Origin of the sequence: Nonomuraea salmonea (assembly GCF_042428605.1) — a bacterium.
In the GTDB taxonomy this organism is placed as follows: Bacteria; Actinomycetota; Actinomycetes; order Streptosporangiales; family Streptosporangiaceae; genus Nonomuraea; species Nonomuraea salmonea.
The window spans coordinates 398,858-423,665 of record NZ_JBHMCF010000040.1 but is presented as its reverse complement, the minus strand read 5'-3'; the positions used below and the strand labels follow the sequence as shown (position 1 = coordinate 423,665).

30 protein-coding genes are annotated in these 24,808 nt (G+C 69.8%); 14 read left to right on the top strand and 16 right to left on the bottom strand.

From position 1 onward, the window contains the following. Positions 1-144 precede the first annotated feature (144 nt). The 7 genes from upp (at position 145) to ACFFR3_RS37060 (ending at position 4,715) form a co-directional block, all read left to right on the top strand. The gene (gene upp, locus ACFFR3_RS37090; protein ID WP_364560037.1) at positions 145-783 is read left to right on the top strand and encodes a uracil phosphoribosyltransferase; all 639 of its coding nucleotides are present in this window, start codon (positions 145-147) and stop codon (positions 781-783) included. A 212-nt stretch (positions 784-995) separates the two neighbouring features. Next, positions 996-1,220 carry a hypothetical protein gene (locus tag ACFFR3_RS37085; RefSeq protein WP_345393042.1) on the top strand — a complete coding sequence of 75 codons (225 nt, stop codon included), beginning with the start codon at positions 996-998 and terminating at the stop codon, positions 1,218-1,220. Positions 1,221-1,300: 80 nt separating this feature from the next. Next, positions 1,301-1,477: a hypothetical protein gene (locus tag ACFFR3_RS37080; protein WP_345393045.1), complete on the top strand. Its 177-nt coding sequence runs from the start codon at positions 1,301-1,303 to the stop codon at positions 1,475-1,477. Next, complete coding sequence (locus ACFFR3_RS37075) at positions 1,474-2,007, top strand: PH domain-containing protein (protein WP_355417483.1); 534 nt, start codon at positions 1,474-1,476, stop codon at positions 2,005-2,007. Before ACFFR3_RS37080 ends, ACFFR3_RS37075 begins: the two co-directional genes overlap by 4 nt. A 96-nt stretch (positions 2,008-2,103) precedes the next feature. Next, positions 2,104-3,447: a helix-turn-helix domain-containing protein gene (locus tag ACFFR3_RS37070; protein ID WP_345393048.1), complete on the top strand. Its 1,344-nt coding sequence runs from the start codon at positions 2,104-2,106 to the stop codon at positions 3,445-3,447. Between the two features lie 100 nt (positions 3,448-3,547). After that, on the top strand, positions 3,548-4,222 hold the full coding sequence (locus tag ACFFR3_RS37065) for a FadR/GntR family transcriptional regulator (protein WP_355417489.1): 675 nt from the start codon (positions 3,548-3,550) through the stop codon (positions 4,220-4,222). A 25-nt stretch (positions 4,223-4,247) separates the two neighbouring features. Further along, entirely contained in the window at positions 4,248-4,715 is a 468-nt protein-coding gene (locus ACFFR3_RS37060; protein WP_379484641.1) for a MarR family winged helix-turn-helix transcriptional regulator, read from the top strand. Here ACFFR3_RS37060 and dnaN read toward each other — a convergent pair. The 3 genes from dnaN to ACFFR3_RS37045 all read right to left on the bottom strand — a co-directional run bounded on the left by dnaN (position 4,693) and on the right by ACFFR3_RS37045 (position 7,956). After that, positions 4,693-5,790 carry a DNA polymerase III subunit beta gene (gene dnaN / locus ACFFR3_RS37055; RefSeq protein ID WP_364368800.1) on the bottom strand — a complete coding sequence of 366 codons (1,098 nt, stop codon included), beginning with the start codon at positions 5,788-5,790 and terminating at the stop codon, positions 4,693-4,695. The two genes, ACFFR3_RS37060 and dnaN, sit on opposite strands and share 23 nt — an antisense overlap. A gap of 82 nt (positions 5,791-5,872) precedes the next feature. Beyond that, entirely contained in the window at positions 5,873-6,523 is a 651-nt protein-coding gene (locus ACFFR3_RS37050) for a response regulator transcription factor (protein WP_345393051.1), read from the bottom strand. Further along, positions 6,520-7,956 carry a sensor histidine kinase gene (locus ACFFR3_RS37045; protein WP_379484640.1) on the bottom strand — a complete coding sequence of 479 codons (1,437 nt, stop codon included), beginning with the start codon at positions 7,954-7,956 and terminating at the stop codon, positions 6,520-6,522. Before ACFFR3_RS37045 ends, ACFFR3_RS37050 begins: the two co-directional genes overlap by 4 nt. 109 nt (positions 7,957-8,065) lie before the next feature. Here ACFFR3_RS37045 and ACFFR3_RS37040 point away from each other — a divergent pair, with 109 nt between their 5' ends. Together ACFFR3_RS37040 and ACFFR3_RS37035 are read left to right on the top strand one after the other, a co-directional pair. Next, complete coding sequence (locus ACFFR3_RS37040; protein WP_364368794.1) at positions 8,066-8,971, top strand: ABC transporter ATP-binding protein; 906 nt, start codon at positions 8,066-8,068, stop codon at positions 8,969-8,971. After that, positions 8,968-9,696 (top strand): ABC transporter permease, encoded by a 729-nt coding sequence (locus tag ACFFR3_RS37035; RefSeq protein ID WP_379484639.1) that lies wholly within the window; start codon positions 8,968-8,970, stop codon positions 9,694-9,696. The genes ACFFR3_RS37040 and ACFFR3_RS37035 overlap by 4 nt, the downstream gene beginning before the upstream one ends. Before the next feature lie 38 nt (positions 9,697-9,734). On the opposite strand, the gene ACFFR3_RS37030 is transcribed toward ACFFR3_RS37035, so the two are convergent. Continuing rightward, on the bottom strand, positions 9,735-10,652 hold the full coding sequence (locus tag ACFFR3_RS37030) for an SMP-30/gluconolactonase/LRE family protein (protein ID WP_345393057.1): 918 nt from the start codon (positions 10,650-10,652) through the stop codon (positions 9,735-9,737). Positions 10,653-10,688: 36 nt separating this feature from the next. On the opposite strand from ACFFR3_RS37030, the gene soxR reads away from it, so the two are divergent. Next, positions 10,689-11,174, top strand: coding sequence for a redox-sensitive transcriptional activator SoxR (soxR, locus tag ACFFR3_RS37025; protein WP_364368786.1), 486 nt, complete (start codon positions 10,689-10,691; stop codon positions 11,172-11,174). A gap of 3 nt (positions 11,175-11,177) precedes the next feature. Here soxR and ACFFR3_RS37020 read toward each other — a convergent pair whose 3' ends face one another. The 4 genes from ACFFR3_RS37020 to dnaB all read right to left on the bottom strand — a co-directional run bounded on the left by ACFFR3_RS37020 (position 11,178) and on the right by dnaB (position 15,814). Next, a complete protein-coding gene (locus ACFFR3_RS37020) occupies positions 11,178-11,627 on the bottom strand; it encodes a universal stress protein (RefSeq protein ID WP_364368783.1) in 450 nt (149 codons plus the stop codon). A gap of 73 nt (positions 11,628-11,700) precedes the next feature. Then, entirely contained in the window at positions 11,701-12,882 is a 1,182-nt protein-coding gene (locus ACFFR3_RS37015; protein WP_379484638.1) for an FAD-dependent monooxygenase, read from the bottom strand. A 347-nt stretch (positions 12,883-13,229) separates the two neighbouring features. After that, positions 13,230-13,583: a VOC family protein gene (locus tag ACFFR3_RS37010; RefSeq protein ID WP_345393065.1), complete on the bottom strand. Its 354-nt coding sequence runs from the start codon at positions 13,581-13,583 to the stop codon at positions 13,230-13,232. 116 nt (positions 13,584-13,699) lie between these two features. Then, complete coding sequence (gene dnaB, locus ACFFR3_RS37005; protein ID WP_379484637.1) at positions 13,700-15,814, bottom strand: replicative DNA helicase; 2,115 nt, start codon at positions 15,812-15,814, stop codon at positions 13,700-13,702. Between the two features lie 283 nt (positions 15,815-16,097). On the opposite strand from dnaB, the gene ACFFR3_RS37000 reads away from it, so the two are divergent. Together ACFFR3_RS37000 and ACFFR3_RS36995 are read left to right on the top strand one after the other, a co-directional pair. Then, positions 16,098-17,399, top strand: a complete 1,302-nt coding sequence (locus tag ACFFR3_RS37000) for an MATE family efflux transporter (RefSeq protein WP_345393068.1) — start codon at positions 16,098-16,100, stop codon at positions 17,397-17,399. 67 nt (positions 17,400-17,466) lie between these two features. After that, the gene (locus ACFFR3_RS36995) at positions 17,467-18,945 is read left to right on the top strand and encodes an APC family permease (RefSeq protein WP_345393071.1); all 1,479 of its coding nucleotides are present in this window, start codon (positions 17,467-17,469) and stop codon (positions 18,943-18,945) included. Here the strand turns inward: ACFFR3_RS36995 and ACFFR3_RS36990 are convergent. From ACFFR3_RS36990 to rpsF, 7 genes are all read right to left on the bottom strand, one after another. Beyond that, positions 18,942-19,685, bottom strand: a complete 744-nt coding sequence (locus ACFFR3_RS36990) for an amino acid ABC transporter ATP-binding protein (RefSeq protein ID WP_345393074.1) — start codon at positions 19,683-19,685, stop codon at positions 18,942-18,944. The two genes, ACFFR3_RS36995 and ACFFR3_RS36990, sit on opposite strands and share 4 nt — an antisense overlap. After that, complete coding sequence (locus tag ACFFR3_RS36985; RefSeq protein ID WP_345393077.1) at positions 19,682-20,521, bottom strand: amino acid ABC transporter permease; 840 nt, start codon at positions 20,519-20,521, stop codon at positions 19,682-19,684. The genes ACFFR3_RS36990 and ACFFR3_RS36985 overlap by 4 nt, the downstream gene beginning before the upstream one ends. Next, positions 20,518-21,381, bottom strand: coding sequence for an ABC transporter substrate-binding protein (locus tag ACFFR3_RS36980; RefSeq protein WP_364368764.1), 864 nt, complete (start codon positions 21,379-21,381; stop codon positions 20,518-20,520). The genes ACFFR3_RS36985 and ACFFR3_RS36980 overlap by 4 nt, the downstream gene beginning before the upstream one ends. 134 nt (positions 21,382-21,515) lie before the next feature. Then, positions 21,516-21,962: a 50S ribosomal protein L9 gene (rplI, locus tag ACFFR3_RS36975; protein ID WP_345393083.1), complete on the bottom strand. Its 447-nt coding sequence runs from the start codon at positions 21,960-21,962 to the stop codon at positions 21,516-21,518. Positions 21,963-21,977: 15 nt separating this feature from the next. Then, complete coding sequence (rpsR, locus tag ACFFR3_RS36970; protein WP_020543048.1) at positions 21,978-22,214, bottom strand: 30S ribosomal protein S18; 237 nt, start codon at positions 22,212-22,214, stop codon at positions 21,978-21,980. Positions 22,215-22,277: 63 nt separating this feature from the next. Further along, the gene (locus ACFFR3_RS36965) at positions 22,278-22,841 is read right to left on the bottom strand and encodes a single-stranded DNA-binding protein (RefSeq protein WP_345393087.1); all 564 of its coding nucleotides are present in this window, start codon (positions 22,839-22,841) and stop codon (positions 22,278-22,280) included. Between the two features lie 78 nt (positions 22,842-22,919). After that, positions 22,920-23,210 (bottom strand): 30S ribosomal protein S6, encoded by a 291-nt coding sequence (gene rpsF, locus ACFFR3_RS36960; protein WP_026214314.1) that lies wholly within the window; start codon positions 23,208-23,210, stop codon positions 22,920-22,922. 192 nt (positions 23,211-23,402) lie between these two features. Between rpsF and ACFFR3_RS36955 the strand changes: the two genes are divergently transcribed. Then, the gene (locus ACFFR3_RS36955; RefSeq protein ID WP_364368758.1) at positions 23,403-23,720 is read left to right on the top strand and encodes a hypothetical protein; all 318 of its coding nucleotides are present in this window, start codon (positions 23,403-23,405) and stop codon (positions 23,718-23,720) included. 58 nt (positions 23,721-23,778) lie between these two features. Here ACFFR3_RS36955 and ACFFR3_RS36950 read toward each other — a convergent pair whose 3' ends face one another. Further along, a complete protein-coding gene (locus ACFFR3_RS36950; RefSeq protein ID WP_345393090.1) occupies positions 23,779-23,955 on the bottom strand; it encodes a hypothetical protein in 177 nt (58 codons plus the stop codon). Between the two features lie 99 nt (positions 23,956-24,054). Between ACFFR3_RS36950 and ACFFR3_RS36945 the strand changes: the two genes are divergently transcribed. Further along, a complete protein-coding gene (locus ACFFR3_RS36945; RefSeq protein WP_364368755.1) occupies positions 24,055-24,798 on the top strand; it encodes a deoxyribonuclease IV in 744 nt (247 codons plus the stop codon). Positions 24,799-24,808: the final 10 nt, after the last annotated feature.

The following is a 24,808-nucleotide window of genomic DNA, read 5'->3' as shown; positions in this document are numbered from 1 at the left end:
AGGCAGGCCGCTTCCCCGGAACGGGGGACCTTCCGGCCTCCAAGGAGGGGCGGAGGCTGGTCTTTCCCGTGCTGCTGGCATGGCGGGTTGAGGGGCTGGTGGGGGGTCGATAGCAGGGTTGGGCAGGAGATAGCGTTGGGTGCCATGGAGACCCTCGTCGTCGATCATCCGCTCGTGGCCCACAAACTCACCACGTTGCGTGATGTCCGCACCGACTCGCCCACCTTCCGCAGGCTCGCGGACGAGCTGGTGACGTTGCTCGCCTACGAGGCCACGCGCGACGTCCGGGTCAGCGAGGTCACCGTGCAGACGCCGGTGGCGCAGGCCGAGGGGGTGCGGATGGCGAAGCCGTACCCGCTGGTGGTGCCCATCCTGCGGGCCGGGCTGGGCATGCTCGACGGCATGATGCGGCTGCTGCCGACGGCCGAGGTCGGGTTCCTCGGCATGATCCGCAACGAGTCGACGCTGCAGGCCGAGACGTACGCGACGCGCCTGCCCGACGACCTGTCCGGGCGCCAGTGCTACGTCGTCGACCCCATGCTGGCCACCGGTGGCACGCTGGCGGCGGCGGTGCAGTTCCTGTTCGACCGGGGCGCGGTCGACGTCACGGCCCTGTGCCTGCTGGCGGCCCCCGAGGGGCTGGCGCACATGGACAAGGTGTTCGCCAACTCCGGCAAGCCGATCCGGGTGGTCACGGCGGCCCTGGACGAGCGGCTCAACGAGAACGGTTACATCGTTCCCGGGCTCGGTGACGCCGGCGACCGGCTCTACGGCGTCGTCTGACGTACTCTCCGAGCCTCACCCCCACGTCCGAACCCCCGCCCCCACGAGCCTCCCCACGCGCCGCCCTCTCCGGAGCGGCGCCCATCCGCCCCGGGAAAGTTCTCTCGGAAAAGTCCACGACCCGTCACGACACGTCATCACTTCGTTACATACTGTGGTTGGGTGGGTACGAAGAGACTGGAAGACATCTTCCGCATGCGCGTGGGGGCACGATGAGCGAGCACACCGAGGCGGACCCGACTCCGTACGCCGACGTGGAGACGGTGCTGTGCGACGAGTTCGCCGGCATCCACTCCGCGACCACGGTAACGCGCTGCGTGGAGGCGGCGCACTACGGCGCGCTGGAGGTCACCGGCTACGCCCATCCGAGCCTCGTGGAGCGCATCGCGCGTAAACATCTACACGTCCTGGCTCTGGTGGCCAGCGACCGCGGCTAAGCAAGATCAGAACTTACCTGCCAAGTTACCTTTACCCCGGCATCCGGGTGGGTAATGTATAGGGCGGGTGGAGTGGGTAAGTGGGTACGGAGGCGACGGTGCAGGTCAAAAAGGTCCTCACATACGGTGGTATCGCATTTGTTGCGTACTACCTGTTCGCGCGACCAGCTGACGCCGCAGACGCGGTGAAGGGAGCGTTCGACACGGTGTTCAACGCGGCCGACTCGCTGGCCCAATTCGTGAACAGCCTCTCATGAGACTTGTGACCCACGGGGACTCTGCTCCATCGTCGGTCAACCGCTACCTCCTCCCCCAGGAACAACAGGTCATCATGGTGCGGCGGCATCCCGCCATTCTGCTGCGCCCGGTCGCCGAGGTGCTCGGCGGCCTCATCGTCGCCGGGCTCCTCAGCAGATTCTTCGGCGGTGGCGAGGCGGGCGGCACGGCCCTGGTCGTCGTCTGGTGGTTGTGGCTGCTGTTGCTGATCCGTTTCGTGTGGAAAGTCGCGGAGTGGTCGGTCGATTACTTTGTGGTGACATCCAAGCGAATGCTGCTCACCACCGGCCTCATCACGCGCAAGGTCGCGATGATGCCATTGGGCAAGGTCACCGACATGAGCTTCCAGAGATCTCTGCTTGGGCGCATGCTCGGTTACGGTGAGTTCATCCTCGAATCGGCCGGTCAGGATCAGGCTCTGTCAACGGTCGAATACATTCCGTATCCGGAGACGCTCTACCTAGAGGTCTGCCAGATGCTTTTCCCCGGCAAGGACGACGGGGACGATTAATCTCGACGTGGCAAATTCTTCACGCGGGGATACCAGATTCGGGTACTTCATGCAATCATTGCGTGTTGTTGACCCTTCCCCGCCTTGAGAGATGAGATGCCGAGTCAGGGAACCATCGGTGACCGCGTCCGTGGATTGCGGCTGAACAGGCGGATGTCTCAGGCCCAGCTGGCCGGACCCGACCTGTCGGACAGTTATGTCTCGCTCATTGAGTCGGGTAAGCGTACGCCGACTCCTGTGGTTGCCCGGCTCCTGGCCGAGCGGCTCGGATGCACGACGGAGTTCCTCCTTCACGGGATCGAGCCTCGCCAGCGCATCGACACCGAGCTCGGCCTGCGCCATGCCGAGCTAGAACTCCAGCACGGCGACCCCGCCACCGCCGCGGACCGGTTCACGGAGATCGTGAAGGCCGCGGACGAGGAGAACGCGATGCTGACCGCGCAGGCGCGGTTCGGCAGGGCGCGTGCCCTTGAGGCCCAGGGGCGGCTCGGGCAGGCGGTGGAGGCGTTCGAGAGGCTGCGCAGAGAGGCGGCGGCTCATCCTGAGCGGCTGGCCGACCTGCCGCTCACGATCGCGTTGAGCCGCTGCTACCAGCAGGCCGGCGACCGGCTGCGGGCCCGCGACCTCGCGGCCACGGCGCTGGCGCAGGCCGAACGGCTGCGGATCACCCAGGGCGAGCTGGCCGTCGAGCTGGCCGCGGCCCTTGTCGAGGCGCGTGGTGAGAGCGAGACCGACTCCCCCGCGCTGGCCTACGTCAAGCAGGTGCTCGACACGGCGGGCGTGCCTCAGGTTGTGGACCGTTCCGCCGAGATCCGGGCTCTGTGGCACGCGAGTGCCGCCGCCGCGGCGGGCGAGGACTCCGCGCTGGCCGTCGCGCTGGCCGACGACGCCATCATGGCCGGGCGGCCGACCCGGCTCGCGCTGGTGCTGGCCGGGGCCGCCATGCACTGGGCCAGGATGGGCGTGGGACCGATCGAAGAGGCCGAGCGGCTGGCCGGCGAGGCCGTCAGCGCGTTCTCCGTCTTCCCCGCCACGGCGCGCGAATACGGCGAGAGCCTGATCGTCCACGCGCGGGTGAGGCTGCGTGCCGGCGACCTGGTGGGCGCGGGCGAGCTGGCCGTCAAGGCGTCCGGGCTCGACCACGACGGCAGCGGCACCACCGCGGCCGAGGCGCACCTGGTGCTGGCCACCGTCGCCTTCGAGCAGGCGGGCGACGCCTCCGGTCAGCTGCGCGACGCGTACGAGCTGCTCGACACCCTCGACCGGCCGGTGTTCGGCTCCGATCGGCAGGCCGCGCGGTGCTGGCGTGAGCTGGGCGACCTTTATGGCAGGGGCGAGTCCAGGGCACTTCAGACGGCGGCATATCGTAAAGCCCTCGAAGCTGCCGGAGTTCGCTCCGCCATGGCAGGGGTGACGATTGACGCCACAGTTTCTCGCTGACCCTCCGGGAGCTCCAGATTTGGCCTATTGAGTCTGGAATAATTAGGGTCTACCAGTCATTGACTCATAGGATGATTGGCTTTCCCGGAGGAGGCGGACTGTGAGTCTGCGTACGGCGCAGCGGGCTTCGCTCGTCGACCAGGTGATCGATCAGCTCAAAGAGCAGATCACCTCAGGGTCGTGGCCGATGAACGGCAAGATCCCGACCGAGACCGCGCTCGCCGAGCAGCTCGGAGTGGGTCGCAACACCGTTCGGGAGGCCGTGCGCGCGCTCACGCACGCCGGATTGCTCGAGTGCCGTCAGGGGGACGGCACTTACGTCCGCGCGACGAGCGAGCTGTCCGGCGCGATGCTGCGGCGGCTGCGCCAGGCGGAGCAGCTGGAGATCCTCGAAGTACGCCGTGCGCTGGAGGTCGAGTCCGCCCGGCTGGCCGCCACCCGGCGTACGGATGAGGACATCCGGCGCATCGAGGCGGCGCTGGCCGAGCGGGAGCGGGCCTGGGAGCTCGACGACCCCGACTTCTTCGTGGAGGCCGACCTGGCCTTCCACATGGCGGTCGCGCACGCGACCCACAACCTCGTGCTGATCGACCTCTACGAGGACTTCTCGGCGGCCCTGCGGGCCAGCATCACGGCCGCGGGGACGTCGCTGAACAAGAACTACATCCCCCACGAGGCCATCGCCAGGGCCATCGCGGCCGGCGACGCCGCGGCGGCGGAGCGGGCCGGTCACGCCTGCATGGAGCACATCCTCATCGCGCTCACCGAGTCCTGAGCCGCTCGCGGGGAGCGCGGGGAGCATGGACAGGAGCCGGCGCACCCAGGAGGACCCCGATCTGGGGATGCTGAGCGGGCGCACGTTGTTCGGGCTGCAGCGGGAGCTGTTCGCCGCGCTGGCCGAGCAGGGGCATCCGGGGCTGCGGCCGCGCCACGGCGCCGTGCTGGCCTATCTCGACGACGACGGCAGCCGCGCGACGGACCTCGCCGCGCGCTCGGGCCGGCACAAGCAGGTGATCGGCACGCTGGTGGACGAGCTGGTCGAGCTCGGCTACGTGGAGCGCCGGCGCGACCCCGCCGACCGGCGCGCCAAGCTGATCGTGCCCACCGAGAGGGGGCGCGACTTCATCGCGCGCTCCGACGCCATCCTGGCCGAGCTGGAGGCGGCCCACGCGCGGGCCGTGGGCGAGCAGGCGTACGCGGAGTTCAAGCGGGTCTTCAGGCTGGTCGCCGCCCGTCAGGCGGCGCTCACGTCTGACGCAGGGACATGACGAGGTAGCGGAAGGCCGGCTGGGCGTCGCCCGGCACGTCTTGGATGAGCGCGGGCCTGGTGGGCGACTCGAGGTTGATGCGGGCCAGCTCGGTCTCGATGCCGGTGAGCCCGTCGAGCAGGAACTGCGACTGGAAGGCGATCTGGATGTCGTCGCCGCGCAGCTCGCACGGCACGACTTCGGTGCCGCGGCCGATGTCGCCGCCGCCCGCCTGGATCAGCACCTGCCCCTGGCTGAACGACAGCCGCACCGCGGTGTTGCGCTCGGCCACGAGGGCCACCCGCTTGATCGCGTTGACGAACGGCGCCACCGCGATGTCGGCCCTGATCGACCACTCGGACGTGAGCCGCGCGCGGTAGTCGATGAACTGCTCGTCGAGCAGCCGCACGGTGGTGCTGCGGCCGACGCTCTCGAACCCGGCGACCCCGTCGCCCATGGCCACGGAGACCTCGCCGCCGCGCAGCGACTTGGCCACCTCGACGAGCACCCGGGCGGGCACCATGGCGGAGACGGCGACGTCGGGGGCGGCCGGACGCCAGGTGAAGTCGCGGGCGGCGATGCGGTAGCGGTCGGTGGCGGCCATGGCCACCGACTCGCCCTCGATGTCGACCCTGATGCCGGTGAGCATGGGCAGCGTGTCGTCGCGGCTGGCGGCCGGCGCGACCTGGCCGACCGCGGAGGCGAACACGCCGCCGCCGATGGCGCCGATGGCCGGCGGCATGGCGGGCAGGGCGGGGAAGTCTTCGACCGGCATGGTGATGAGGCCGAACTCGGCGCTGCCGCAGGTGAGCACCGCCTCGGCGCCCTCGGTGACCAGCTCGACGTCGTCGGCGGGCAGGCTGCGGCTGATCTCGGCGAGCAGCTTGCCGGGGATGAGCACGCGGCCCTCCTCGGACACCTCGGCCTCGATCGCGGCGCGCGCGGAGACGTCGTAGTCGAACGCCGACAGGGTGAGCTCGTCGGTCGCCTCCAGCAGCAGCCCGGACAGCACGGGCACCACGGGACGGCTGGGCAGGACTCGGGCAGCCCATGCCACCGCATCTGCCAGAACATCGCGGTTAACCCGGATTTTCACCTCATACCACCTTCTCGTCGCCGCCTGCCCTATGAAAATAGCCGGTGCCACCGACAACTCAGCGCAGTTCGGGGACAGGCGGTCAGCGGCTGTTGAGGTAGGCGAGCACGGCGAGCACCCGCCGGTTGTCGTCGTCGGACGGCGCCAGGCCGAGCTTGGCGAAGATGGAGGCCGTGTGCTTGGCCACGGCGCTCTCGCTCAGATAGAGGCGCTGGGAGATCGCCGCGTTCGAGCGTCCCTCTGCCATGGCCTCCAGGACCTCGCGCTCGCGTGGGGTGAGGCCGCCGAGCGGCTCCCGCTTGGCGTTGCTGGCCAGCAGCTTCGCGATCACCTCCGGGTCCATGGCGGTGCCGCCTGCGGCGACCCGGCGTACGGCGTCGATGAACTGCTCGGCGTTGAAGACGCGGTCCTTCAGCAGGTAGCCGATGCCGCCTGAGCCGTCGGCCAGCAGCTCGCGGGCGTAGAGCTGCTCGACGTGCTGGGACAGCACGAGGATGGGCAGCCCGGGTACCTGCCGCCTGGCCGTGAGCGAGGCCTGCAGGCCCTCGTCGGTGAGGGTGGGCGGCAGCCGTACGTCGACGATGGAGACGTCGGGGCGCAGCTCCAGCAGGCCCTTGAGCAGCTCGGGCCCGCTCTCGACGGCGGCGACGACGGTGAATCCGTGGGCCTGCAGCAGGTGGACGAGGCCGTCACGGAGCAGGTAGAGGTCTTCTGCGACGAGGACGCGGTTCATGGTTTCCAGGGCTTGACGAGCGTGAGCGGGGAGAAGTCTTGCATGAGACGCCCGTGGTCGTGGGTCGCCGGGATGCGGATGGCCATGACGTGCATGAAGACACCTACCGCGATCATGCCGATGATCGTCGGCCACTGCCAGGGCAGCGGCAGGTGCAGGGCGAGGAACCAGGTCTTCTCCTCGACGCCGAAGATCTTGAAGACGGCCGCCACGATCCCCTGGGGGAAGGTGGGGCACCAGGCCGTGGCCCAGAGGGCCGTCACGACGACCATCTTCCAGCGCGGCATCTTGCGGGCCGCGGCCTCGGGCACCGGCAGCACGCGAGGCAGCTCCATGGTGACCGTGGTCGGGCCGCCCGGCGGGCTGTGCAGGGCGAGCACGCCGTCGAAGGCCGCGATCCGCCGCTCGATGCCGGACAGGCCGCTGCCCTTGGACGGGTCGGCGCCGCCCATGCCGTCGTCCATGACCGTGACGCGCAGGTCGGCGCCGTGGGCGCTGATGTCCACGCTGACCTTCTGGGCGTCGCCGTGCCTGGCGGCGTTGGTCAGCAGCTCGCTGATCGCGAAGTAGACCGCCGCCTCCACCGGCGCCTCCGCCCGTTTCGGCAGGTCGGCGTCCACGGTGACGTGCATCGGGTGGTCCATGGCGAGGGCGCGTACGGCGTCGATCAGGCCGCGCTCGGCCAGCACCGGCGGGTGGATGCCGCGGATGACCCTGCGCAGCTCGGTGAGCGTCTCCGACGAGGCGTCCCTGGCTCTGGCCAGCAGCGCCTTGGCCGCGGCCGGGTCCTTTTCCACGAGCTCCTCGACCGCGCCCAGCGTCATGCCGATGGCGACGAGCCTGGCCTGCGTGCCGTCGTGCAGGTCGCGCTCGATCCTGCGCATCTCGGCCGCCTGGGAGTCGGCGGCCAGGTTGCGGGTGCGCGTGAGATGGCTGACCTGGCCGGCCAGGCGGCTGGCGGCGGTGGCGTCCAGCAGCAGCCGGCACCAGCGGGCGTAGATCGCCAGGCCGCGCCTCGGCACCAGCAGGAGCGCCGGGAGGAGCAGCAGCTTGACCAGCGGGTCGAGCAGCATCCAGCTCTGGTCGCGCCAGGTGCCCGGGTCGCCGAGCAGCCACTTGAACCGGTTGTTCCACTCGGGCACGCGGGGCGTCTTGTAGAGCGTACGGTCGGCGCGGTAGAAGCCGTCGGGCTGCGGCACGGGAGGCGGGGGCGCGGGCAGGTAGGGCGACTCGATGGTGACGCCGAGCCGTTCGGTGACCAGCCTGCGGTGCAGCTCGGCCATCCGCCTGACCAGCATCACCTGCGTCGGATACAGGAACACCATGCCGAGCGCGAACGACAGCATCAGCAGGAAACCGCTCACGACGATCATGGGCACCTGCAGGACACCGAGTGCCAGCAGCGTGACGACGTGACCGTACCTCTTGAGCATGACATCAGTCTGCGGCACCAGGAGGGGTCAGGTCACTGCACCTAAGTACACCCTTGCCGGGCATCTAGCGAGATTCCGCCCTCTTGTCCGCGTCCCTAGCGTCAATGGCATGAAAATCATCGAGGTCAGGAACCTGCGCAAGCAGTACCCCGATCACCTCGCGGTGGACGACGTGTCGTTCGAGGTGGCGGAGGGCGAGATCTTCGGCATCCTCGGGCCCAACGGGGCCGGCAAGACGACGACCGTCGAGTGCGTCGCCGGTCTGCGGCAGCGCGACGGCGGTACCGTACGCGTGGCCGGCCTCGACCCGGCGACCGACCGCGACGAGCTGCGCCGCGTGATCGGCATGCAGCTCCAGAGCGCCGCGCTGCCGGAGAAGATCAAAGTACGCGAGGCGCTCGACCTGTACGCCTCCTTCTACCCCGACCCCGCCGACTGGCACGAGCTGATCGACCGGGTGGGACTCGGCGGCAAGCGCGATACCACGTTCAGGAACCTGTCGGGCGGGCAGCGGCAGCGGCTCTCCGTGGCGCTGGCCCTGGTGGGCAGGCCGCGCGTGGCCGTGCTCGACGAGCTGACCACCGGGCTCGACCCGCAGGCCCGCAGGGACACCTGGGAGCTGATCGAGCAGGTACGCGCATCCGGCGTGACCATCGTGCTGGTCACCCACTTCATGGAGGAGGCCGAGCGGCTCTGCGACCGTCTCGCCCTCATCGACGCCGGCCGCGTCGTCGCCACCGACACCCCCGAGGGGCTCATCGCCCAGGTGGGCGGCGACCAGCGGCTGCGCTTCCGCCCGTCCGCGCCGGTGGACGACGCCGTCCTGCTGGCGCTGCCCGAGGTGCGCGAGGTCACGCGGAGCGGCGAACAGGTCATCGTCAGCGGCTCGGGCAACCTCGCGCCCGCCGTCACCCTCGCCCTGGCCCACCACCAGATCGTCCCGGGAGACCTGCGCATCGAGCAGGCCACGCTGGACGACGCGTTCCTCGCGCTGACCGGAAGGAAGCTGTCATGAAGCTGCTCGTCACGGAGACCAGGCTGCACCTGAGGGAGTGGCCGCTGCTGTTCTTCACCATCGGGCTGCCGCTCGGGCTGCTGATCGTGCTGGGGCTCAGCATCCCGTTCTTCACCGAGGCGGGCGCGGGCGGTGAGCGGTACGTGGACGCGCAGTGGCCCAGCATGATGGTGCTGCTCGCGCTGCTGACGCTGGCCTGCAGCGTGCTGCCCGCGACGCTGTCCACGTACCGGGAGCAGGGGGTGCTCAGGCGGATGTCCACCACCCCGGTCGGTCCCGCCCGGATGCTGGGGGTGCAGCTGCTGATCAACCTGGGCATCGGCGTGGTCACCACGGCGCTGCTGATCGTCGCGGGGGCGGCGGTGTTCGGCTCGGCGCCGCCGCGGCAGCTCGCCTGGTTCGTGCTGGTGTTCCTGCTCGGCACCGCGGCGCTGCTCGCCATGGGGCTGGTCATCGCCTCCCTGGCGCCCAACGCCAAGGTCGCGCCCGGCATCGGGTCCGCGGTGATGTTCCCGCTGATGTTCCTCGCCGGGATGTGGGTGCCGCGCGACGTCATGCCGGACGTGCTGCGCACGATCAGCGACTACTCGGTGGCCGGGCCGTTCGCCGCGGCGCTCAGGGACACCTGGGCCGGGCACCCGCCGCAGGTCCTCCACCTGGTGGTGGTGACGGCAGGGCTGGTCGTCTTCGGCGGTCTCGCCGTACGGCTCTTCCGATGGGAGTGAGCCGCGCACCCGCCGTCGCGGGGGCGCGGCGGGAGGAGTCAGCGCCCGGTGGCCCACACCGGGCGCGCTCCTGTGACGTTGGTCAGCAGGGAGTACAGCGAGGTCGCGGACGCGATGAACAGCCGGTTGCGCTTGGGGCCGCCGAACACCAGGTTCGCGGTCGGCTCGGGCAGGCGCAGGCGGCCGAGCAGCGTGCCGTCGGGGTCGTAGCAGAGCAGGGCCTTGCCGGCCGCGGCCCACACCCGGCCCTTGTCGTCGAGGCGCAGGCCGTCGTACGCGTCCGGCTCGCCGCCCGTCGCGAACACCTTGCCGCCGGCGAGGCTGCCGTCGTCCTGGACCTCGAACACGCGGATGTGCCTGGCCCGCGTGTCGGCCACGTAGAGGTGCCGCTCGTCCAGCGAGAACGCCAGGCCGTTGGGGCGGTCGAAGTCGTCGGCCACCCGCCGCACCTCGCCCGTCACCGGGTCGGCGCGGTAGACGTGGCAACCGCCGATCTCCTGCTCGGCGGCCACGCCCTCGTAGTCGCTGAGGATCCCGTACGGGGGGTCGGTGAACCAGATGGAGCCGTCGGAGCGTACGACGACGTCGTTGGGGCTGTTGAAGCGCTTCCCCTGCCAGCGGTCGGCGATCACGGTGATGGAGCCGTCGTGCTCGGTGCGGGTGACCCGGCGCGGGCCCTGCTCGCAGGAGATCAGCCGGCCTTCGCGGTCGAGGGTGTTGCCGTTGACGTAGCCGGACGGCAGGCGGAACGGGCCCACCGCGCCGGTCATCTCGTCCCAGCGGAGCATGCGCTCGTTCGGGATGTCGCTCCAGACCAGGAACCGGCCGGCCGGGAAGTAGACCGGCCCCTCGCCCCAGCGGGTGCCGGTGTACAGGATCTCGATTCTCGTGTCGCCGCCGATCGCGGCCATGCGCTCGTCGAGGACCTCGAACTCAGTGGGGATCGTGTCCGTCATGGCGACCACCCTACGATCCTGAAGTAATGTCGAGGTATGACGAAGGTCGCCTGGAACACCAAGGAGCTCACCGTCGGGCAGCTCGCCGAGCGCAGCGGCGTCGCCGTCTCCGCCCTGCACTTCTACGAGGCCAAGGGCCTGCTCACCAGCCGGCGTACGGCGGGCAACCAGCGCCGCTACCCCCGCGACAGCCTGCGCAGGGTCGCCTTCATCAGGCTGGCCCAGCGCATCGGCATCCCCCTCAAGGTCATCAAGGACGCCCTCAGCGAACTCCCCGACGAGCGCACCCCCACCCGCGAGGACTGGGCCCGGCTGTCGGCGGCCTGGCGCGGCGAGCTGGACGACCGGATCGAGCAGTTGCAGCGCCTGCGTGACGACCTCACCGACTGCATCGGGTGCGGCTGCCTGTCGCTCGACCGGTGCCCTGTCGCGAACCCGTACGACCGGCTGGGCGAAGAAGGGCCCGGCGCGCGCCGCATCGACACCCGCCTGTGCCCGCCCCAGCAGTGCTGCGCCTCCTGACCCTCAGTTCTTGGGGGCGGGCGGGACGATGAGGGTCGGGCGGTGGGCGTGGTGCAGCACGTGGTTGGAGACGCTGCCGAGCAGCACCGACCGTACGCCGGCCAGCCCCCGCGAGCCGGTCACGATCAGCGAGGCGTCGATCTCGTCGGCCACGTCCACGATCGTCTTCCAGATCGACTCGTTGTCGGCCACCGCCCGGTAGGTCACCTCGGAGAGCCCTGACGCGACGGCCAGCTCAGCGCCCTCCTTGGCGTGCTGCTCCGCCTGGGCGTGCGCCTCGTCCTCGGTGCCGGGGTCGATGGCCCCCGCGGCCAGCGGATACTTCTTGAGCTGGACGAGCAGCGGCTCCCAGACCGTGACGATGACCGCGGGCTCGGCCGTGAGGTGCTTGGCGGCGAACTCGATCGCGGCGCGCGCGTCGGCCGAGCCGTCGTAGGCGACGAGGATGGTCATGGTGTTTCCCTTCGCTTCAGTCCTCTCGTAGAGCACTGAGGCGATCAACCGCCATTCCGTGGCGACTTGTCTGTTAGGTCACAGCCTCGTAGTCGGGAAGGTCGACGCCGTTGATCGCGCGCTCGATCAGGTCGGCGAACCAGGCGCCGGAGAAATCGGGGCCCGGCTCGGCGTCCCCGAGGCTGTGGACGTGCAGCCGGCCCATCTCCTGGTTCGCCTCCACGTACGGGCGCATCCTCGCCTCATACCCGGCGAACCCAACCTTCGGGTCCCACCCGGCGGCGGCCAGCTCTCCGGCCAACAGGTAGGCGCCCACCAGGGCCAGCCCGGTGCCCGCCCCCGACATCGGCGACGCGCAGAACGCCGCGTCGCCGAGCAGCCCCACCCGACCGCTCGACCAGCGGTCCATCACCACCTGAGCGACCTGGTCCAGATAGAAGTCAGGGGCGTCGTCCACGTGCGCCAGCATGCGCCGGGTCAGCCAGCCGAAACCGTCCATCCGCTCGCGCAGCAGGCGCTTCTGCGCCGCGACGTCGCGGTGATCGACGTCGAAGTCGGCCGCGGGGAAGGAGAACATGGCCATCGCCCGGGTCGCGTCAGGGACGGGCCGCAGACCGGCGGACCGTCCGCCCTCCTGGTGGTCGATCATCCAGCGGTCCACGCCGAACTCGTTGGGCACGCTGTAGAAGGCCAGCACGAGCCCAAGGTGGCGGACGAACTGCTCGCGCGGCCCGAACACCATCCCGCGCAACTGCGAGTGCAGCCCGTCGGCCCCGATCACCAGGTCGAAACGCCGCCGGTCACCGCCTTCGAAGACCACGTCGACCCCGTCCGCGTCCTGGCCGAGCTCGGCGATCCGGTCGCCGAAGACGTACTCGACGCCGTCCCTGGTGTCGTCGTAGAGCACGCGGGACAGGTCCCCGCGCAGGATCTCGATGTCCGCGATGAACCCGTCGCCGCCGTGGTCGTCCGCGCGGTGGGTCTCCAGCACGTTCCCGTCCGCGTCCACGATGTACGCGCCCGCGGTGTCGGTACGGGCCGCGCGCACCGCCGTGTCCAGCCCCATGCGCCCGATGACCTCCTTGGCGACCCCGCGCGCGTCCACCGCCTGCCCGCCGGGACGCAGCTCAGGAGCCCGCTCCACCACGGTCACCTCGGCTCCCCGCCGGCGCAGCCAGTGGGCCAGCGCCGGCCCCGCGACACTCGCCCCCGCCACCAGCACCCTGGGACCCTGCTCGGAGCCGCCAACGCTCATCACTGCCTCCATGCGCTTCCCGCCCCTGTCGATTCACCCGTATCGACCACGGACGCGCACAGAACTCATCGGTGGGAGGCGTCCCCGCGTCCGAGCGGACTGTAGGGTCTCAGTCTCTGTGTCACCCGCCGAGCGTCTGACCTGCGGAGCATGGTGGTGTCTCAGGGGCTTGGCACGGTTGTTCGTCTCACGGTGATGTCACTCTCCTCAGGTGTGAGCTCCTCTGGGGTGTGACCCAGATAGGCTCCGAACCCGCCACGAGATGATCTTGGGCCAGGCCGTCGCGACGTCGTGCCGCCCCGGACCATTGCCCGGCCTCCGCTCAGCGCTTCCGCCAGTGCCTCCGCTCAGCTCTTCCGCTCGCTCAGGACGCAGAACTCGTTGCCCTCCGGGTCGAGGAGGGTCACCCAGTGCTGCTCGTCCTGCACGGTGTCGGCGCGCCGGGCACCGAGGGAGAGCAGCCGGGCGACCTCGGCCTCCTGGTCGTCGGGGCGGAAGTCGGGGTGGAGCCGGTTCTTCGACGTCTTGCCCTCGGGAACAGGCACGAAGAGCAGCCCCGGCATCTGGTCCGGCTCAGGCCGGATCTCGATGATCTCCTCGGTTTCGTCGACCACTACCCAGCCGAGAGCCTCGGCCCACCAGCGCCCGAGAGCGACGGGGTCGGCGGAGTCGACGATGATCTGTTCCCATTCCAGTGCCATGGGCCTGAGCATAGACCGCACCGGCGGCCCACCCGTCTCTCCGTCGAGGGGGGCCGCCCGGCGGTCCTGGCTCATCATCTCTCGGCGGTGACAGGAGAGCGGTACGGTCGGACGGCTCAGTGCTGGGCCATGTCCACGAACCGGCTGTAGTGACCCTGGAAGGCGACCGTCACCGTGGCCGTGGGGCCGTTACGGTGCTTGGCCACGATCAGGTCGGCCTCACCGGCCCGCGGGGACTCCGGCTCGTACGCGTCCTCCCGGTGCAAAAGGATGACCATGTCGGCATCTTGCTCGATGCTGCCCGATTCACGTAGATCGCTCACCTGTGGGCGCTTGTCGGTGCGTTGTTCCGGGCCTCGGTTGAGCTGGGAGATCGCGATGACCGGGACCTCCAGCTCCTTCGCCAGGAGCTTGATGGCTCGGGAGATCTCCGAGACCTCGTTCTGGCGGCTTTCGACCTTCTTCGGGGAGCTCATCAGCTGGAGGTAGTCGATGACCACGAAGCGCAGGTCGTTGCGTTGCTTGAGGCGGCGGCACTTGGCGCGGATCTCCATCATCGACATGTTGGGCGAGTCGTCGATGAACAGCGGGGCCTCGGCCACCTCGCTCATGCGGCGGGCCAGGCGGGTCCAGTCGTCGTCGCCCATCATGCCGGAGCGCATGTGGTGGAGGGCGACGCGGGCCTCGGCGGACAGCAGGCGCATGGTGATCTCGTTGCGGGACATCTCCAGGGAGAAGATGACCGTGGTCATGCCGTGCTTGATCGCCGCGGACCTGGCGAAGTCGAGGCCGAGCGTGGAGTTGTGGGTGGGGATCAGGGTGCGGCCGGCGAGGTAGAGGTGGTCGGCGTTGTCCACCTCCACGCAGCGCACCGGCACCGAGGGCACCGGGCGGACCTCCGTGATCGTGCGGTGGAGGGGGGCGGCGGCGGTGTCGATGCGGGCGTTGGCGTCGGTGCGGCGCTGGAAGACCTTGTCGGGCGGGGTGAACGTGACCGCCGTCTCCGCGATGGCCGCCGTGTGGCCGAGGCTGTGGATCAGCTCGCGGACCTCCTCGGCCAGGCCGGGGTCCGTGAGGTCGAGGTGCACCGTTCCTGCGGCGTCGATGGTGGCCGCCGTGTCGAGCAGGCCCGCCAGGAGGTCTCTGCGCTGGTCTTCGGACGCGCGCAGGTAGGCCGTGGGGATGCGCAGCGAGCCGCCGTCCGGGCCCGCGGTGACCAGGCGGGTGCCCAGGGTGTAGGGGGGCTCAGGGAGGTCGCGCTCGGGGAGGGCCAGGGGGCTCGTGTTGGTGATCGTGTGGCCTCGGGCGAGCTCTTCCGTCGTACGGATCCGCGCCTCTCCCCCGTCGTGCCTGGTGAGCCACTGGTGATGGGCGTCGGCCACGATCACCGTGCCGTCGGCGAACTCCACCTCGTAGCAGGGCCGCCCGCGCAGCACCCCGGTGGCCGCGACCACGCGGGTGGGCCGGCCGTCGGCGCCGATGAGCAGGTCGCCCACCTGGACCTCGCCCATCGTCGTCCAGCCCGAGGGCGTGGGCAGCGGGGTGTCGAGCGCGAGGGCCTTGCCGATGGCGGGACGCGCGGCCACGACGATCATCTGGCCGGGGTGCAGGCCGTTGGTGAGCTGGTCGAGGTCGGCGAAGCCGGTGGGGACGCCGACCATCTGGCCGCCGCGGCTGCCGATGGCCTCGAGCTCGTCGAGCGCGCCGGGCATGATGTCGGCGAGCGGCGCGTAGTCTTCGGACGTGCGGCGCTCGGTGACCTGGTAGATCTCCGCCTGGGCGCGGTCGACCAGCTCGTCGACCTCTTCGTTCTGGCCGCCGTAGCCGAAGGAGACGATGCGGGTGCCGGCCTCGATGAGGCGGCGCAGGATGGCCTGCTCGCGGACGATCTTGGCGTAGTAGCCGGCGTTGGCGGCGGTGGGGACGACGGCGGTCAGCGTGTGGAGGTAGGCGGCGCCGCCCACGCGGGCCATCTCGCCGCGCTTTTGCAGCTCGTCGAAGACGGTGACGGCGTCGGCCGGCTCGCCCCTGCCGTAGAGGTCGGTGATGACGTCGTAGACCATCTGGTGGGCGGGGCGGTAGAAGTCGTCGGAGCGCAGGATCTCGACGACGTCGGCGATGGCGTCCTTCGACAGCAGCATGCCGCCGAGGACCGACTGCTCCGCCTCGATGTTGTGCGGAGGGGTGCGCTCGAACCCCGGACTGCCGACGGCCTCTTGGTCAATGCTCACCGCGCCCCCTCGTGCACCTCGCAGATGGTCGCACCACCCCCACTTGTAGTCGACCGGTGTGACAGTTTCGCGGAGTCCTGGCCACTCGGCAACGTGGCCTGTGGACAACCCTGTGGTCAACCTGTGCACGAGTGCCCCGAGGGTGTGAACGGCCTGTGGACGGGGCTGGGGATAACTCTTTCTGATATCCCCCGAAGCTCGGCTGAGCAGGGCGAACGGTATCCACCGGCTGTGGAGGAAAGAAAGTTGGCGCGACACGCCGTGTAATGTCCATAATGGACAAATGCCCATTACATCCAGAGACCGGGAGATTCTGCGGCTTGCCGTGCCCGCGTTCGGGGCGCTCGTGGCCGAGCCGCTGTTCCTGCTCGCCGACTACGCCATCGTCGGGCACGGGCTCGGCACCACGGCGGTCGGCGCTCTGGGCGTGGCGGGCACGGTCCTGACGGCACTGGTGAACCTGTGCGTCTTCCTCGCGTACGGCACCACCGCCCAGGTCGCGCGGCAGACCGGCGCGGGCGAGCACGGCCGGGCCATGCGCAGCGGCGTGGACGGCCTCTGGCTGGCCATCTGCCTCGGCGTGGCGCTGATCGCGGTGATCTGGCCGCTGGCCCCGGAGATCGTGAGCTGGCTGGGCGCGAGCGGCACGCAGGCCGGGCAGGCGGTGACGTACCTGCGGATCAGTCTGCTCGGCACGCCCGGGATGCTGGTCGTGCTGGCCGGCACCGGCGTGCTGCGCGGGCTGCAGGACACGGTGACCCCGCTGGCGGTGGCGGTCGGGTCGTTCGCCGCGAACGCCGCGCTGAACGCCTGGTTCGTGCTGGGGCTGGGCTGGGGCATCGCGGGGTCGGCGTGGGGCACGGTGATCGCGCAGACCCTGGGCGCGGCCGTCTACCTGGTCGTCGTCGCGCGCGGCGCGCGCCGGCACGGCACCCCGCTCACCCCCTCCCTGTACGGCGTCAGGCAGGCCGGTACGGCGGGCATCGCCCTGTTCGTCCGCACCCTGTGCCTTCGCATCGTGCTGCTGGCCGCCACCGCGATCGCCACCAGGATGGGCGAGGCGGAGCTGGCCGCCTACGCGCTGGCCACGCAGGTCTGGACGCTGCTCGCGTTCGCGCTCGACGCCATCGCGATCGCCGGCCAGGCCATCACAGGACGCTCGCTCGGCGCCGGCGACGTGCCCGCCACCAGGGACGCCACCCGCCGCATGGTCACGTGGGGCCTGTGGTCGGGCGCGCTGCTCGGCCTGCTGGTGCTGGCGGCCAGGCCGCTGGTGCCCGGCCTGTTCGACGCCGAGCCCGCGGTGGCCGGGATGCTGCTCGACCTGCTGTGGCCGGTGGCGCTCTTCCAGCCGATCTGCGGGATCGTGTTCGTGCTCGACGGGGTGCTCATCGGCGCCGGCGACCAGCGCTACCTGGCGTGGGCCGGGGTGTGGACGACGCTCGCGTACCTGCCGGCCGCGCTGCTCGCGTCGGGGCTCGGCGTGGTCGCCCTGTGGTGTGCGCTCGGCGTGTGGATGGTGGCGCGCCTGGTCACCCTCGTACGCCGCGCCGCCGGCACCGCTTGGCTGGTGACCGGCGCGTAACCGTATTGTGCTTGCCGTTGTCCAAGAGGTGGGACAGAGTGGGCGCGTTCCCTGAGCGGGGTGTGCTTTGTCCACGATTCTGCGAAGACTGCCGCCTTCGGAGGCCACCGGGCTGCGTACGGGCGCCCGGCACAGTCTGGCCGAGGTCTACCGGCCGGCCGATCTGGTGGTGCTCGGTCTCGGCGCGATGATCGGCGCCGGCATCTTCAGCATCGCCGGCGAGCAGGCCGCCACCACGGCGGGCCCCGGTGTGATCCTGTCCTTCATGATCGCCGGCATCGCGTGCCTGCTGGCCTGCCTGTGCTACGCGGAGCTGGCGTCCACGATGCCGACCTCGGGCAGCGCCTACACCTTCACGTACGTCATCTTCGGCGAGGTCTGGGCGTGGATCATCGGCTGGGCGCTGATCCTCGAGCTGCAGTTCGCCGCCGCGCTGGTGGCCAGGGCGTGGGGCGCGATCACGGTCGGCGCGCTCGCCAACTTCGGGGTACGCGTCCCGGACGAGCGGCCGGCCCAGGACTTCCTCGTGCTCGTCATCCTCGTGCTGCTCACCGGCGTCGTCTCGCTCGGCGCCAGGGTCGGGCTGCGCGCCCTGTGGATCATGGTGTCGGCCAAGCTGCTGGCCGTCGGCGCGGTCATCGTCGTCGGCCTGCCGCACATCGACGCGGCCAACTTCGGCGACTTCTTCGTCCCGCCGCAGACGCTCGACACCCCGCCCGCGACCGTGCTGGAGACGCTCATCGGGGAGGGGCAGGCGTTCGGCTGGTTCGGCATCTTCGCGGCGGCCTCGGCGATCGCGTTCGCGTACATCGGGTTCGACATCGTCGCGACCTCGGCCGAGGAGACCGTGAACGCCCGCAGGGCCATCCCCCAGGGCATGATCCGCAGCCTGGTGATCGCCACCGTCATCTACATCGCGGTGGGCCTGGTCATGGTCGGCATGGTCCCCTACACGCGGATCTCCGAGCAGGCGCCGCTGGCCAGCGCTTTCCAGGCCGCCGACCTCGGGTGGATGGCGCACGTCATCGACGTCGGCGCGGTGCTCGGGCTCACCACCGTGATCCTGGTGCTGATCGTGGGGCAGACGCGGGTGCTGTTCTCGATGGCGCGCGACGGGCTGATCCCGCGCGGGCTGGCCACGGTCAGCCGGCGCTACCACACGCCGACGCGGGTGACGCTGGTGATCGGGGCCGTGGCGATCGTGCTGGCGGAGTTCGTCCCTGTGGTGCCGCTGCGCGAGCTGGTGGTGATCGGGACGTTGTTCGCCTTCGCGTTCGTGGCGGCCGGAGTGATCGTGATGCGGCGCCGCATGCCCGATCTGGAGCGGGGGTTCCGGGTGCCGCTCTCGCCGCTGCTGCCCGCGCTTTCGCTGGTCGCCACGTTCTGGCTGATGATCAACCTGCGGATGCTCACCTGGGCGTGGTTCGTCCTGTGGATGGCCTTCGGCCTGCTCGTCTACCTCGTGTACGGCCGCCGCCACAGCCTCCTCGCCCGCCCGCGTACCGAACCGGCGCGGCCCGCCCAGGGCGGCCGGCACCGCCGCTAGAGCCGGCCCGAGTCCAGCACGCTGCGCAGGAACTCGCGCGTGCGGGGATGCTCGGGCTCGCTGAAGATCTTCTCCGGCGGCCCCTTCTCGACGAGCACGCCGCCGTCCAGGAAGCACACGGTGTCGGAGATGTCCCGGCAGAAGCTCATCTCGTGCGTGGTCAGGATCATCGTCATGCCCGACTCCTTGAGCTCCCTGATGATCCCCAGCACCTCCACCACGAGCTGCGGGTCGAGCGCCGAGGTCACCTCGTCGAGCAGCATCAGCCTGGGCTGCGTGGCCAGTGCCCTGATGATGGCCACGCGCTGCTGCTGGCCGCCGGAGAGCTGGTCGGGGTAGGCCCGCACCTTGTCGGCCAGCCCGAACGTGGTGAGCAGCTCGTGCGCCTGCTCCTCCGCCTGCGCCCTGGCCACGCCGTGCACCCGCCGGGGCGCGAGCGTGATGTTGTCCAGCACGGTCATGTGCGGGAACAGGTTGAACGCCTGGAAGACGATGCCGAGCCGCTTGCGCACCTGGTCGACGTTCACCCTGGGATCGGTGATCTCGTCGCCGTCGAGGTAGATGGCGCCGTCGTCCACCGTCTCCAGCAGGTTGACGCAGCGCAGCAGCGTGGACTTGCCGGAACCGGACGCGCCGATGAGGCTCACCACCTCGTGCGGGGCCACGTCGAGGTCGATGCCGCGCAGCACGCTGTGGCCGTGGAAGTTCTTCCACACGCCCTCGATGGTCAGGACGCTCATGCGCCGCGCCTCCTGCGGGTGCGTGCGGCCAGGTGGTCGGTGAGCCTGGCCATCGGGATGGTGAGCAGGATGAACAGCAGCGCCGCCGCCAGGTAGGGGGTGTAGTTGAAGGTGTCGGCAGTGTGAATGTACGCCTGCCTGAGCGCCTCGAGCGGCCCGATCGTGGCCACCAGCGCCGTGTCCTTCTGCAGCGAGGCGAAGTCGTTCAGCAGCGGCGGTACGACCCGGCGCACGGCCTGCGGCACGACCACGTGCCTCATGGTCTTGACGTGGCTGAGGCCCAGCGACCGCGCCGCCGCGATCTGGCTGGGGTGCACGGACTCGATGCCCGCCCTGAACACCTCGGCGACGTACGCGCCGTACGAGAGCGTCAGCGCGATGATGCCCAGCGTCGCGAGATCGGACGGGATGCCCTGCAGCCGCAGCGCGGGCAGCCCGAAACCGACCAGGTAGATGACCAGGATCGTCGGCACGCCTCTGAACAGGTCGGTGTAGAGCGTCGCGAGCGCCCTGATCGGGAAGAACGCCGGCGCGGTGATGCCCCTGGCCAGCGCCACCAGCAGCCCGATCACCAGGACCAGCACCTCGGCGATCAGGAAGATCTTGACGTTGAGCAGGAACCCGCTCAGCACGTCGGGCAGCGCAGCGACGAACTGCTCACCGTCGAAGAACGTCGCGCGCACCGCCGGCCAGCCCGGGGAGCTGGTGACTCCCCAGACGACGAGGACGAGGAAGACGACCGTCGAGGCCGTCGCGATCGAGGCCGAGCGGCGGCCACGCGACCTGCGGACGCGCTCCCGCTCGATCTGCCGCTCTGACTTGACCCACTCGCTCATTTCAGCTCGGGCGCGCCCGCCGCCGATCCCAGCCACTGCTCCTCGATCTTGGCCAGCTCGCCCTTGGACTTGAGCGCGTCGACGGCCTTGTCCACGCACGGCTTGATCGGGCTGCCCTTGCCCATGACCAGCCCGAACTCCTCAGGGGTGCCGCCGGTCGAGCTGAACTGGCCGACGATCGTGGAGTTCTCGACCTGCGCGGCCGTGACGTAGAACGCCGTCGGCAGGTCCACCACCGCCGCGTCGATCTGCTTGTTCTTCAGCGCGTTCACGACGTCGATCTGGTCGTTGTAGACGTTGGGGTCGGACGACGGCTTGATGACGTCCCTGACCGCGTTGAACGAGGTCGTCCCGGCCTGTACGCCGATCTTCGCATCCTTCAGCTCGGCCAGGCTCTTCGCGTCCGCGACCTTGCCGCCCTCGGCCGCCACCACGGCCTGCTTGACCGTGTAGTAGCCGTTGCTGAAGTCGACCGCCTTGGCCCGCGCCGGGGTGATCGAAATCTGGTTGATGTCGAAGTCGAACTTCTTGTCACCCGGCGCGAAGGCGACGTCGAACTTGACCGTCGTCCACTGCACCTCGCTGCGGTCGAAGCCCAGCTCCCCCGCCACCGCGAACGCGACCGCGCTCTCGAAGCCCTGCCCGTTGCTCGGGTCGTCGTCCTTGAACCACGGCTCGTAGGCGGGCTTGTCGGTGCCGATGGTGAGCTTGCCCGGCGTGATCAGCTTGAGCTGGTCTTTCGTGCACGCGGTGGAGGTGGTGGGAGCGGCCGCGATGCTCGCCGGGTCGTCGACCGGTGCGCAGGCGACGCTCGCCACCGCCAGGGCTCCGATGGCGAGCAGCATCGAGGGACGGGCCATGGCCTCTGCCTCCAGGGGGACGTGCGAAAGAACGAGGCGATTCTACGCGGTTGATGTCGGAAATATGCCGCCAGGGTGCCCTGGCCTGGACATACAGAAGGCCCCCTCGAAGAGGGGGCCCGCTGCTGCTGAGGTCAGCCTGCGACGACCTCGACGTCGACCGAGGCGGAGACCTCCGGGTGGAGCTTGACGGTCACCCGGTGGGAGCCGACGCTCTTGATCGGGTTGACGATCTCGATGCGCCGCCGGTCGAGGAGCGGCCCGCCGGCGGCCTTGACGGCCTCGGCGATGTCGCCCGTGGTGATCGAGCCGAACAGCCGGCCCGACTCGCCCGCGCGGGTGGACAGCCGCACGCGCAGGGCGCCCAGCTGGCCCGCGACCTCCTTGGCGGTGCCGAGGTCACGGATCTCGCGGGCGTCGCGCGCCTTGCGGATGGTCTCGATCTGCTTCTCGGCGCCGCGCGTCCAGCGCATGGCGTAGCCGCGCGGGATGAGGTAGTTACGGCCGTAGCCGTCCTTGACCTCGACGACGTCGCCGGGGGTGCCGAGGCCGGAGACCTCGTTGGTGAGGATGAGCTTCATGTCGACGAACCTCCCTTAGCGCGCCGTGCTCGTGTAAGGCAGCAGAGCCACCTCACGGGCATTCTTGATCGCCGTCGCCACGTCGCGCTGGTGCTGGGTGCAGTTGCCCGTCACCCGGCGCGCACGGATCTTGCCGCGGTCGGAGATGAACTTCCGCAGCAGCGCCGTGTCCTTGTAGTCGACGTAGGAGATCTTGTCGTGGCAGAACAGGCAAACCTTCTTCTTCGGCTTGCGCAGTGCCGGCTTTGCCATCGTGGTGCTCCTTTCAGAGCCCCGCCGTCAGAGCGGGAATGGACTCGGGCTTGTGGACAGGATTTAGAAAGGCGGTTCGTCGCTGAAGTCGTTGCCGCCGCCGCCGCCGAAGCCGCCGCCGCCACCCTGCTGGCCACCGCCACCGAAGCCGCCGCCACCGCCGCCGCCCTGGAAGCCGCCGCCCTGAGGCGGGGCGGGCGTCGCGGAGGCCCACGGGTCGTCGGCGGGACCGCCGCCGAAGCCGCCGCCGCCACCCTGACGGGAGGTGCGGTTGACCTTGGCGGTCGCGTTACGCAGGGACGGGCCGACCTCGTCGACCTCGACCTCGTAGACCGTGCGCTTCTCGCCTTCCTTGGTCTCGTAAGACCGTTGCTTGAGCCGCCCCTGCACGATGACCCGCATGCCGCGCTGGAGGCTCTCGGCGGCGTTCTCCGCCGCCTGCCGCCAGACGTTGCAGGTCAGGAAGAGGCTTTCGCCGTCTTTCCACTCGTTGGTCTGTCGATCCATGTACCGCGGAGTGGACGCGATGCGGAATCGAGCCACCGCTTGCCCCGTCGGGGTGAAGCGCAGCTCCGGGTCGTCGACCAGGTTGCCGACGATGGTGATTACGGTGTCGCCTGCTGCCATGGCTAGCGCTCGCCTTCCTGCACGCCTTCGCTTGGGTTACGGCTCAGAGTACGGGGCTTCCCCGACAAAAGCCGGAGGTTAGTGCACGTCCGGACGCAGGACCTTGGTGCGCAGAATGCCCTCGTTGAGGTTCATCTGGCGGTCGAGCTCCTTGACCGTCGCGGGCTCCGCGGACAGGTCGATGACGGCGTAGATGCCCTCGGACTTCTTGTCGATGTCGTAGGCGAGCCGGCGACGGCCCCAGACGTCGACCTTCTCGACCGTGCCGCCGTCGTTGCGGACGACGGTGAGGAACTGGTCGAGGGACGGAGCGACGGTGCGCTCATCGAGCGAAGGGTCCAGGATGACCATTACTTCGTAACGACGCATGCGGACTCCAACCTCCTCTGGACTCTTGCGGTCACGACACTCTGCCGTGACAGGAGGACGCTGACGCTTGAACCCGGGCGGGCCCCTTTCGGCACCCCGGGGCGATGGATCACCCATCACAACGCAGCGTGCCCCAGGTTACCAGCCACAGGTAGGTGGGAAGGCCCTTAGGAAACCAAGGGGGTGGTGGCTGTGCCACATGTGCTTCAGCCCTCCGAGAGGGAGCGGTTCAGGTTCACGCTCAACACTGACGGACGCCCGCACCGGGCCGAGAACGCCCTGGCCGTCATCACGCTCGTGTGCGGGGTGGTGGCGTTCGTCGCGACCTTCTGGACCTCGGCGCACATGATCGCGTCGTGGGCCGGCACGCTCGGCTTCGGCGTGGGTCTCTATTCGCAGTACATCTCGGCGACCACGCCGCAGCGCTCGCTCAACGTGGTGGGCCTGGTCGGGTCGTTCGTGGGGGCCGCGCTCGGCATCGCGCACGGCGGTTTCCTCCCGCACCCGTGATCCCCCCGTGCATGAGCGACGGCCCCGGCGCATGGTCCGGGGCCGTTGTATATGTGGATCACCCGATGTGCAGGTCGATGCCGAGCAGGACCAGGAACCACAGGAACACCGCGAGCAGCGCCTCCGCGAGATCCCTGAGCAGTCCCGGCGTGATGTAGTCGTAGACCCAGGCGACGTAGATGCCGACGACGACGTAGACAAGAACGATCAGCGCCCGTAAGCGCCAGCGGCTCATGGCGGTTTCTCCTCGGGTAGGGGGTGCCTCCCGACTGCCCTGGAGCCCGCCGGGCAAACCCGGCCGTACCCTGCTCGGGCGGCGGATAGCCTTACCTGCATGGTGCGAATCGGAGCTCATGTCGACCAGGACGACCCCGCCGCCAGGGGCGCCGAGGTGGGGGCCGAGGTGGTGCAGTTCTTCCTCGGAGATCCGCAGGGCTACGCCAAGCCGGTGCTGCCGGACAAGCCGGTCGAGGGCGTCGACGTCTACATCCACGCCCCCTATCTGATCAACGTGGCGACCACCAACAACCGCATCAGGATCCCCAGCCGCAAGCTGCTGGAGCAGCACCTCAAGGCGGCGGCGGGGCTCGGCGCCAAGGGCCTGGTCGTGCACGGCGGCCACGTCAACAAGAGCGACGACCCGCAGGCCGGCTTCGACAACTGGCGCAAGGTGTTCGAGCGCATGGAGTGCCCGATCCCCGTGCTGATCGAGAACACCGCGGGCGGCGGCAACGCGATGGCGCGCAAGCTCGACCGCATCGCGCGGCTGTGGGACGCGCTCGACGGGTTCGACGTGGGCTTCTGCCTCGACACCTGCCACGCCCACGCGGGCGGGGAAGAGCTGATCGACCTGGTCGAGCGGGTCAAGGCCATCACCGGCCGGATCGACCTCGTCCACTGCAACGACTCGCGCGACGAGTTCGACTCGGGCGCCGACCGGCACGCGAACCTCGGTCAGGGGAAGATCGACCCCGAGCTGATCCTCGCGGTGTGCCGGGCGGCGGGCGCGCCGATCGTGGTGGAGACGCCGGGCGCGGGCCAGGCGGACGACATCGCGTTCCTGAGGAAGAACCTCTAGCGTTTACACA

Bases quoted from the DNA above. Each gene is read 5' to 3' on its own strand.
- ACFFR3_RS37000 (WP_345393068.1), top strand. From the start codon at position 16,098: ATGCCCATTACATCCAGAGACCGGGAGATTCTGCGGCTTGCCGTGCCC.
- ACFFR3_RS37075 (WP_355417483.1), top strand. From the start codon at position 1,474: ATGAGACTTGTGACCCACGGGGACTCTGCTCCATCGTCGGTCAACCGC.
- ACFFR3_RS37015 (WP_379484638.1), bottom strand. From the start codon at position 12,882: ATGAGCGTTGGCGGCTCCGAGCAGGGTCCCAGGGTGCTGGTGGCGGGG.
- ACFFR3_RS36950 (WP_345393090.1), bottom strand. From the start codon at position 23,955: ATGAGCCGCTGGCGCTTACGGGCGCTGATCGTTCTTGTCTACGTCGTC.
- ACFFR3_RS37035 (WP_379484639.1), top strand. From the start codon at position 8,968: ATGAAGCTGCTCGTCACGGAGACCAGGCTGCACCTGAGGGAGTGGCCG.
- ACFFR3_RS37020 (WP_364368783.1), bottom strand. From the start codon at position 11,627: ATGACCATCCTCGTCGCCTACGACGGCTCGGCCGACGCGCGCGCCGCG.
- rpsR (WP_020543048.1), bottom strand. From the start codon at position 22,214: ATGGCAAAGCCGGCACTGCGCAAGCCGAAGAAGAAGGTTTGCCTGTTC.
- upp (WP_364560037.1), top strand. From the start codon at position 145: ATGGAGACCCTCGTCGTCGATCATCCGCTCGTGGCCCACAAACTCACC.
- ACFFR3_RS37045 (WP_379484640.1), bottom strand. From the start codon at position 7,956: ATGCTCAAGAGGTACGGTCACGTCGTCACGCTGCTGGCACTCGGTGTC.
- ACFFR3_RS36980 (WP_364368764.1), bottom strand. From the start codon at position 21,381: ATGGCCCGTCCCTCGATGCTGCTCGCCATCGGAGCCCTGGCGGTGGCG.
- ACFFR3_RS36990 (WP_345393074.1), bottom strand. From the start codon at position 19,685: ATGAGCGTCCTGACCATCGAGGGCGTGTGGAAGAACTTCCACGGCCAC.
- soxR (WP_364368786.1), top strand. From the start codon at position 10,689: ATGACGAAGGTCGCCTGGAACACCAAGGAGCTCACCGTCGGGCAGCTC.
- rplI (WP_345393083.1), bottom strand. From the start codon at position 21,962: ATGAAGCTCATCCTCACCAACGAGGTCTCCGGCCTCGGCACCCCCGGC.
- ACFFR3_RS37050 (WP_345393051.1), bottom strand. From the start codon at position 6,523: ATGAACCGCGTCCTCGTCGCAGAAGACCTCTACCTGCTCCGTGACGGC.
- rpsF (WP_026214314.1), bottom strand. From the start codon at position 23,210: ATGCGTCGTTACGAAGTAATGGTCATCCTGGACCCTTCGCTCGATGAG.
- ACFFR3_RS37085 (WP_345393042.1), top strand. From the start codon at position 996: ATGAGCGAGCACACCGAGGCGGACCCGACTCCGTACGCCGACGTGGAG.
- ACFFR3_RS36985 (WP_345393077.1), bottom strand. From the start codon at position 20,521: ATGAGCGAGTGGGTCAAGTCAGAGCGGCAGATCGAGCGGGAGCGCGTC.
- ACFFR3_RS37070 (WP_345393048.1), top strand. From the start codon at position 2,104: ATGCCGAGTCAGGGAACCATCGGTGACCGCGTCCGTGGATTGCGGCTG.
- ACFFR3_RS36965 (WP_345393087.1), bottom strand. From the start codon at position 22,841: ATGGCAGCAGGCGACACCGTAATCACCATCGTCGGCAACCTGGTCGAC.
- ACFFR3_RS37010 (WP_345393065.1), bottom strand. From the start codon at position 13,583: ATGGCACTGGAATGGGAACAGATCATCGTCGACTCCGCCGACCCCGTC.
- ACFFR3_RS37060 (WP_379484641.1), top strand. From the start codon at position 4,248: ATGGACAGGAGCCGGCGCACCCAGGAGGACCCCGATCTGGGGATGCTG.
- ACFFR3_RS37040 (WP_364368794.1), top strand. From the start codon at position 8,066: ATGAAAATCATCGAGGTCAGGAACCTGCGCAAGCAGTACCCCGATCAC.
- ACFFR3_RS36945 (WP_364368755.1), top strand. From the start codon at position 24,055: ATGGTGCGAATCGGAGCTCATGTCGACCAGGACGACCCCGCCGCCAGG.
- ACFFR3_RS37030 (WP_345393057.1), bottom strand. From the start codon at position 10,652: ATGACGGACACGATCCCCACTGAGTTCGAGGTCCTCGACGAGCGCATG.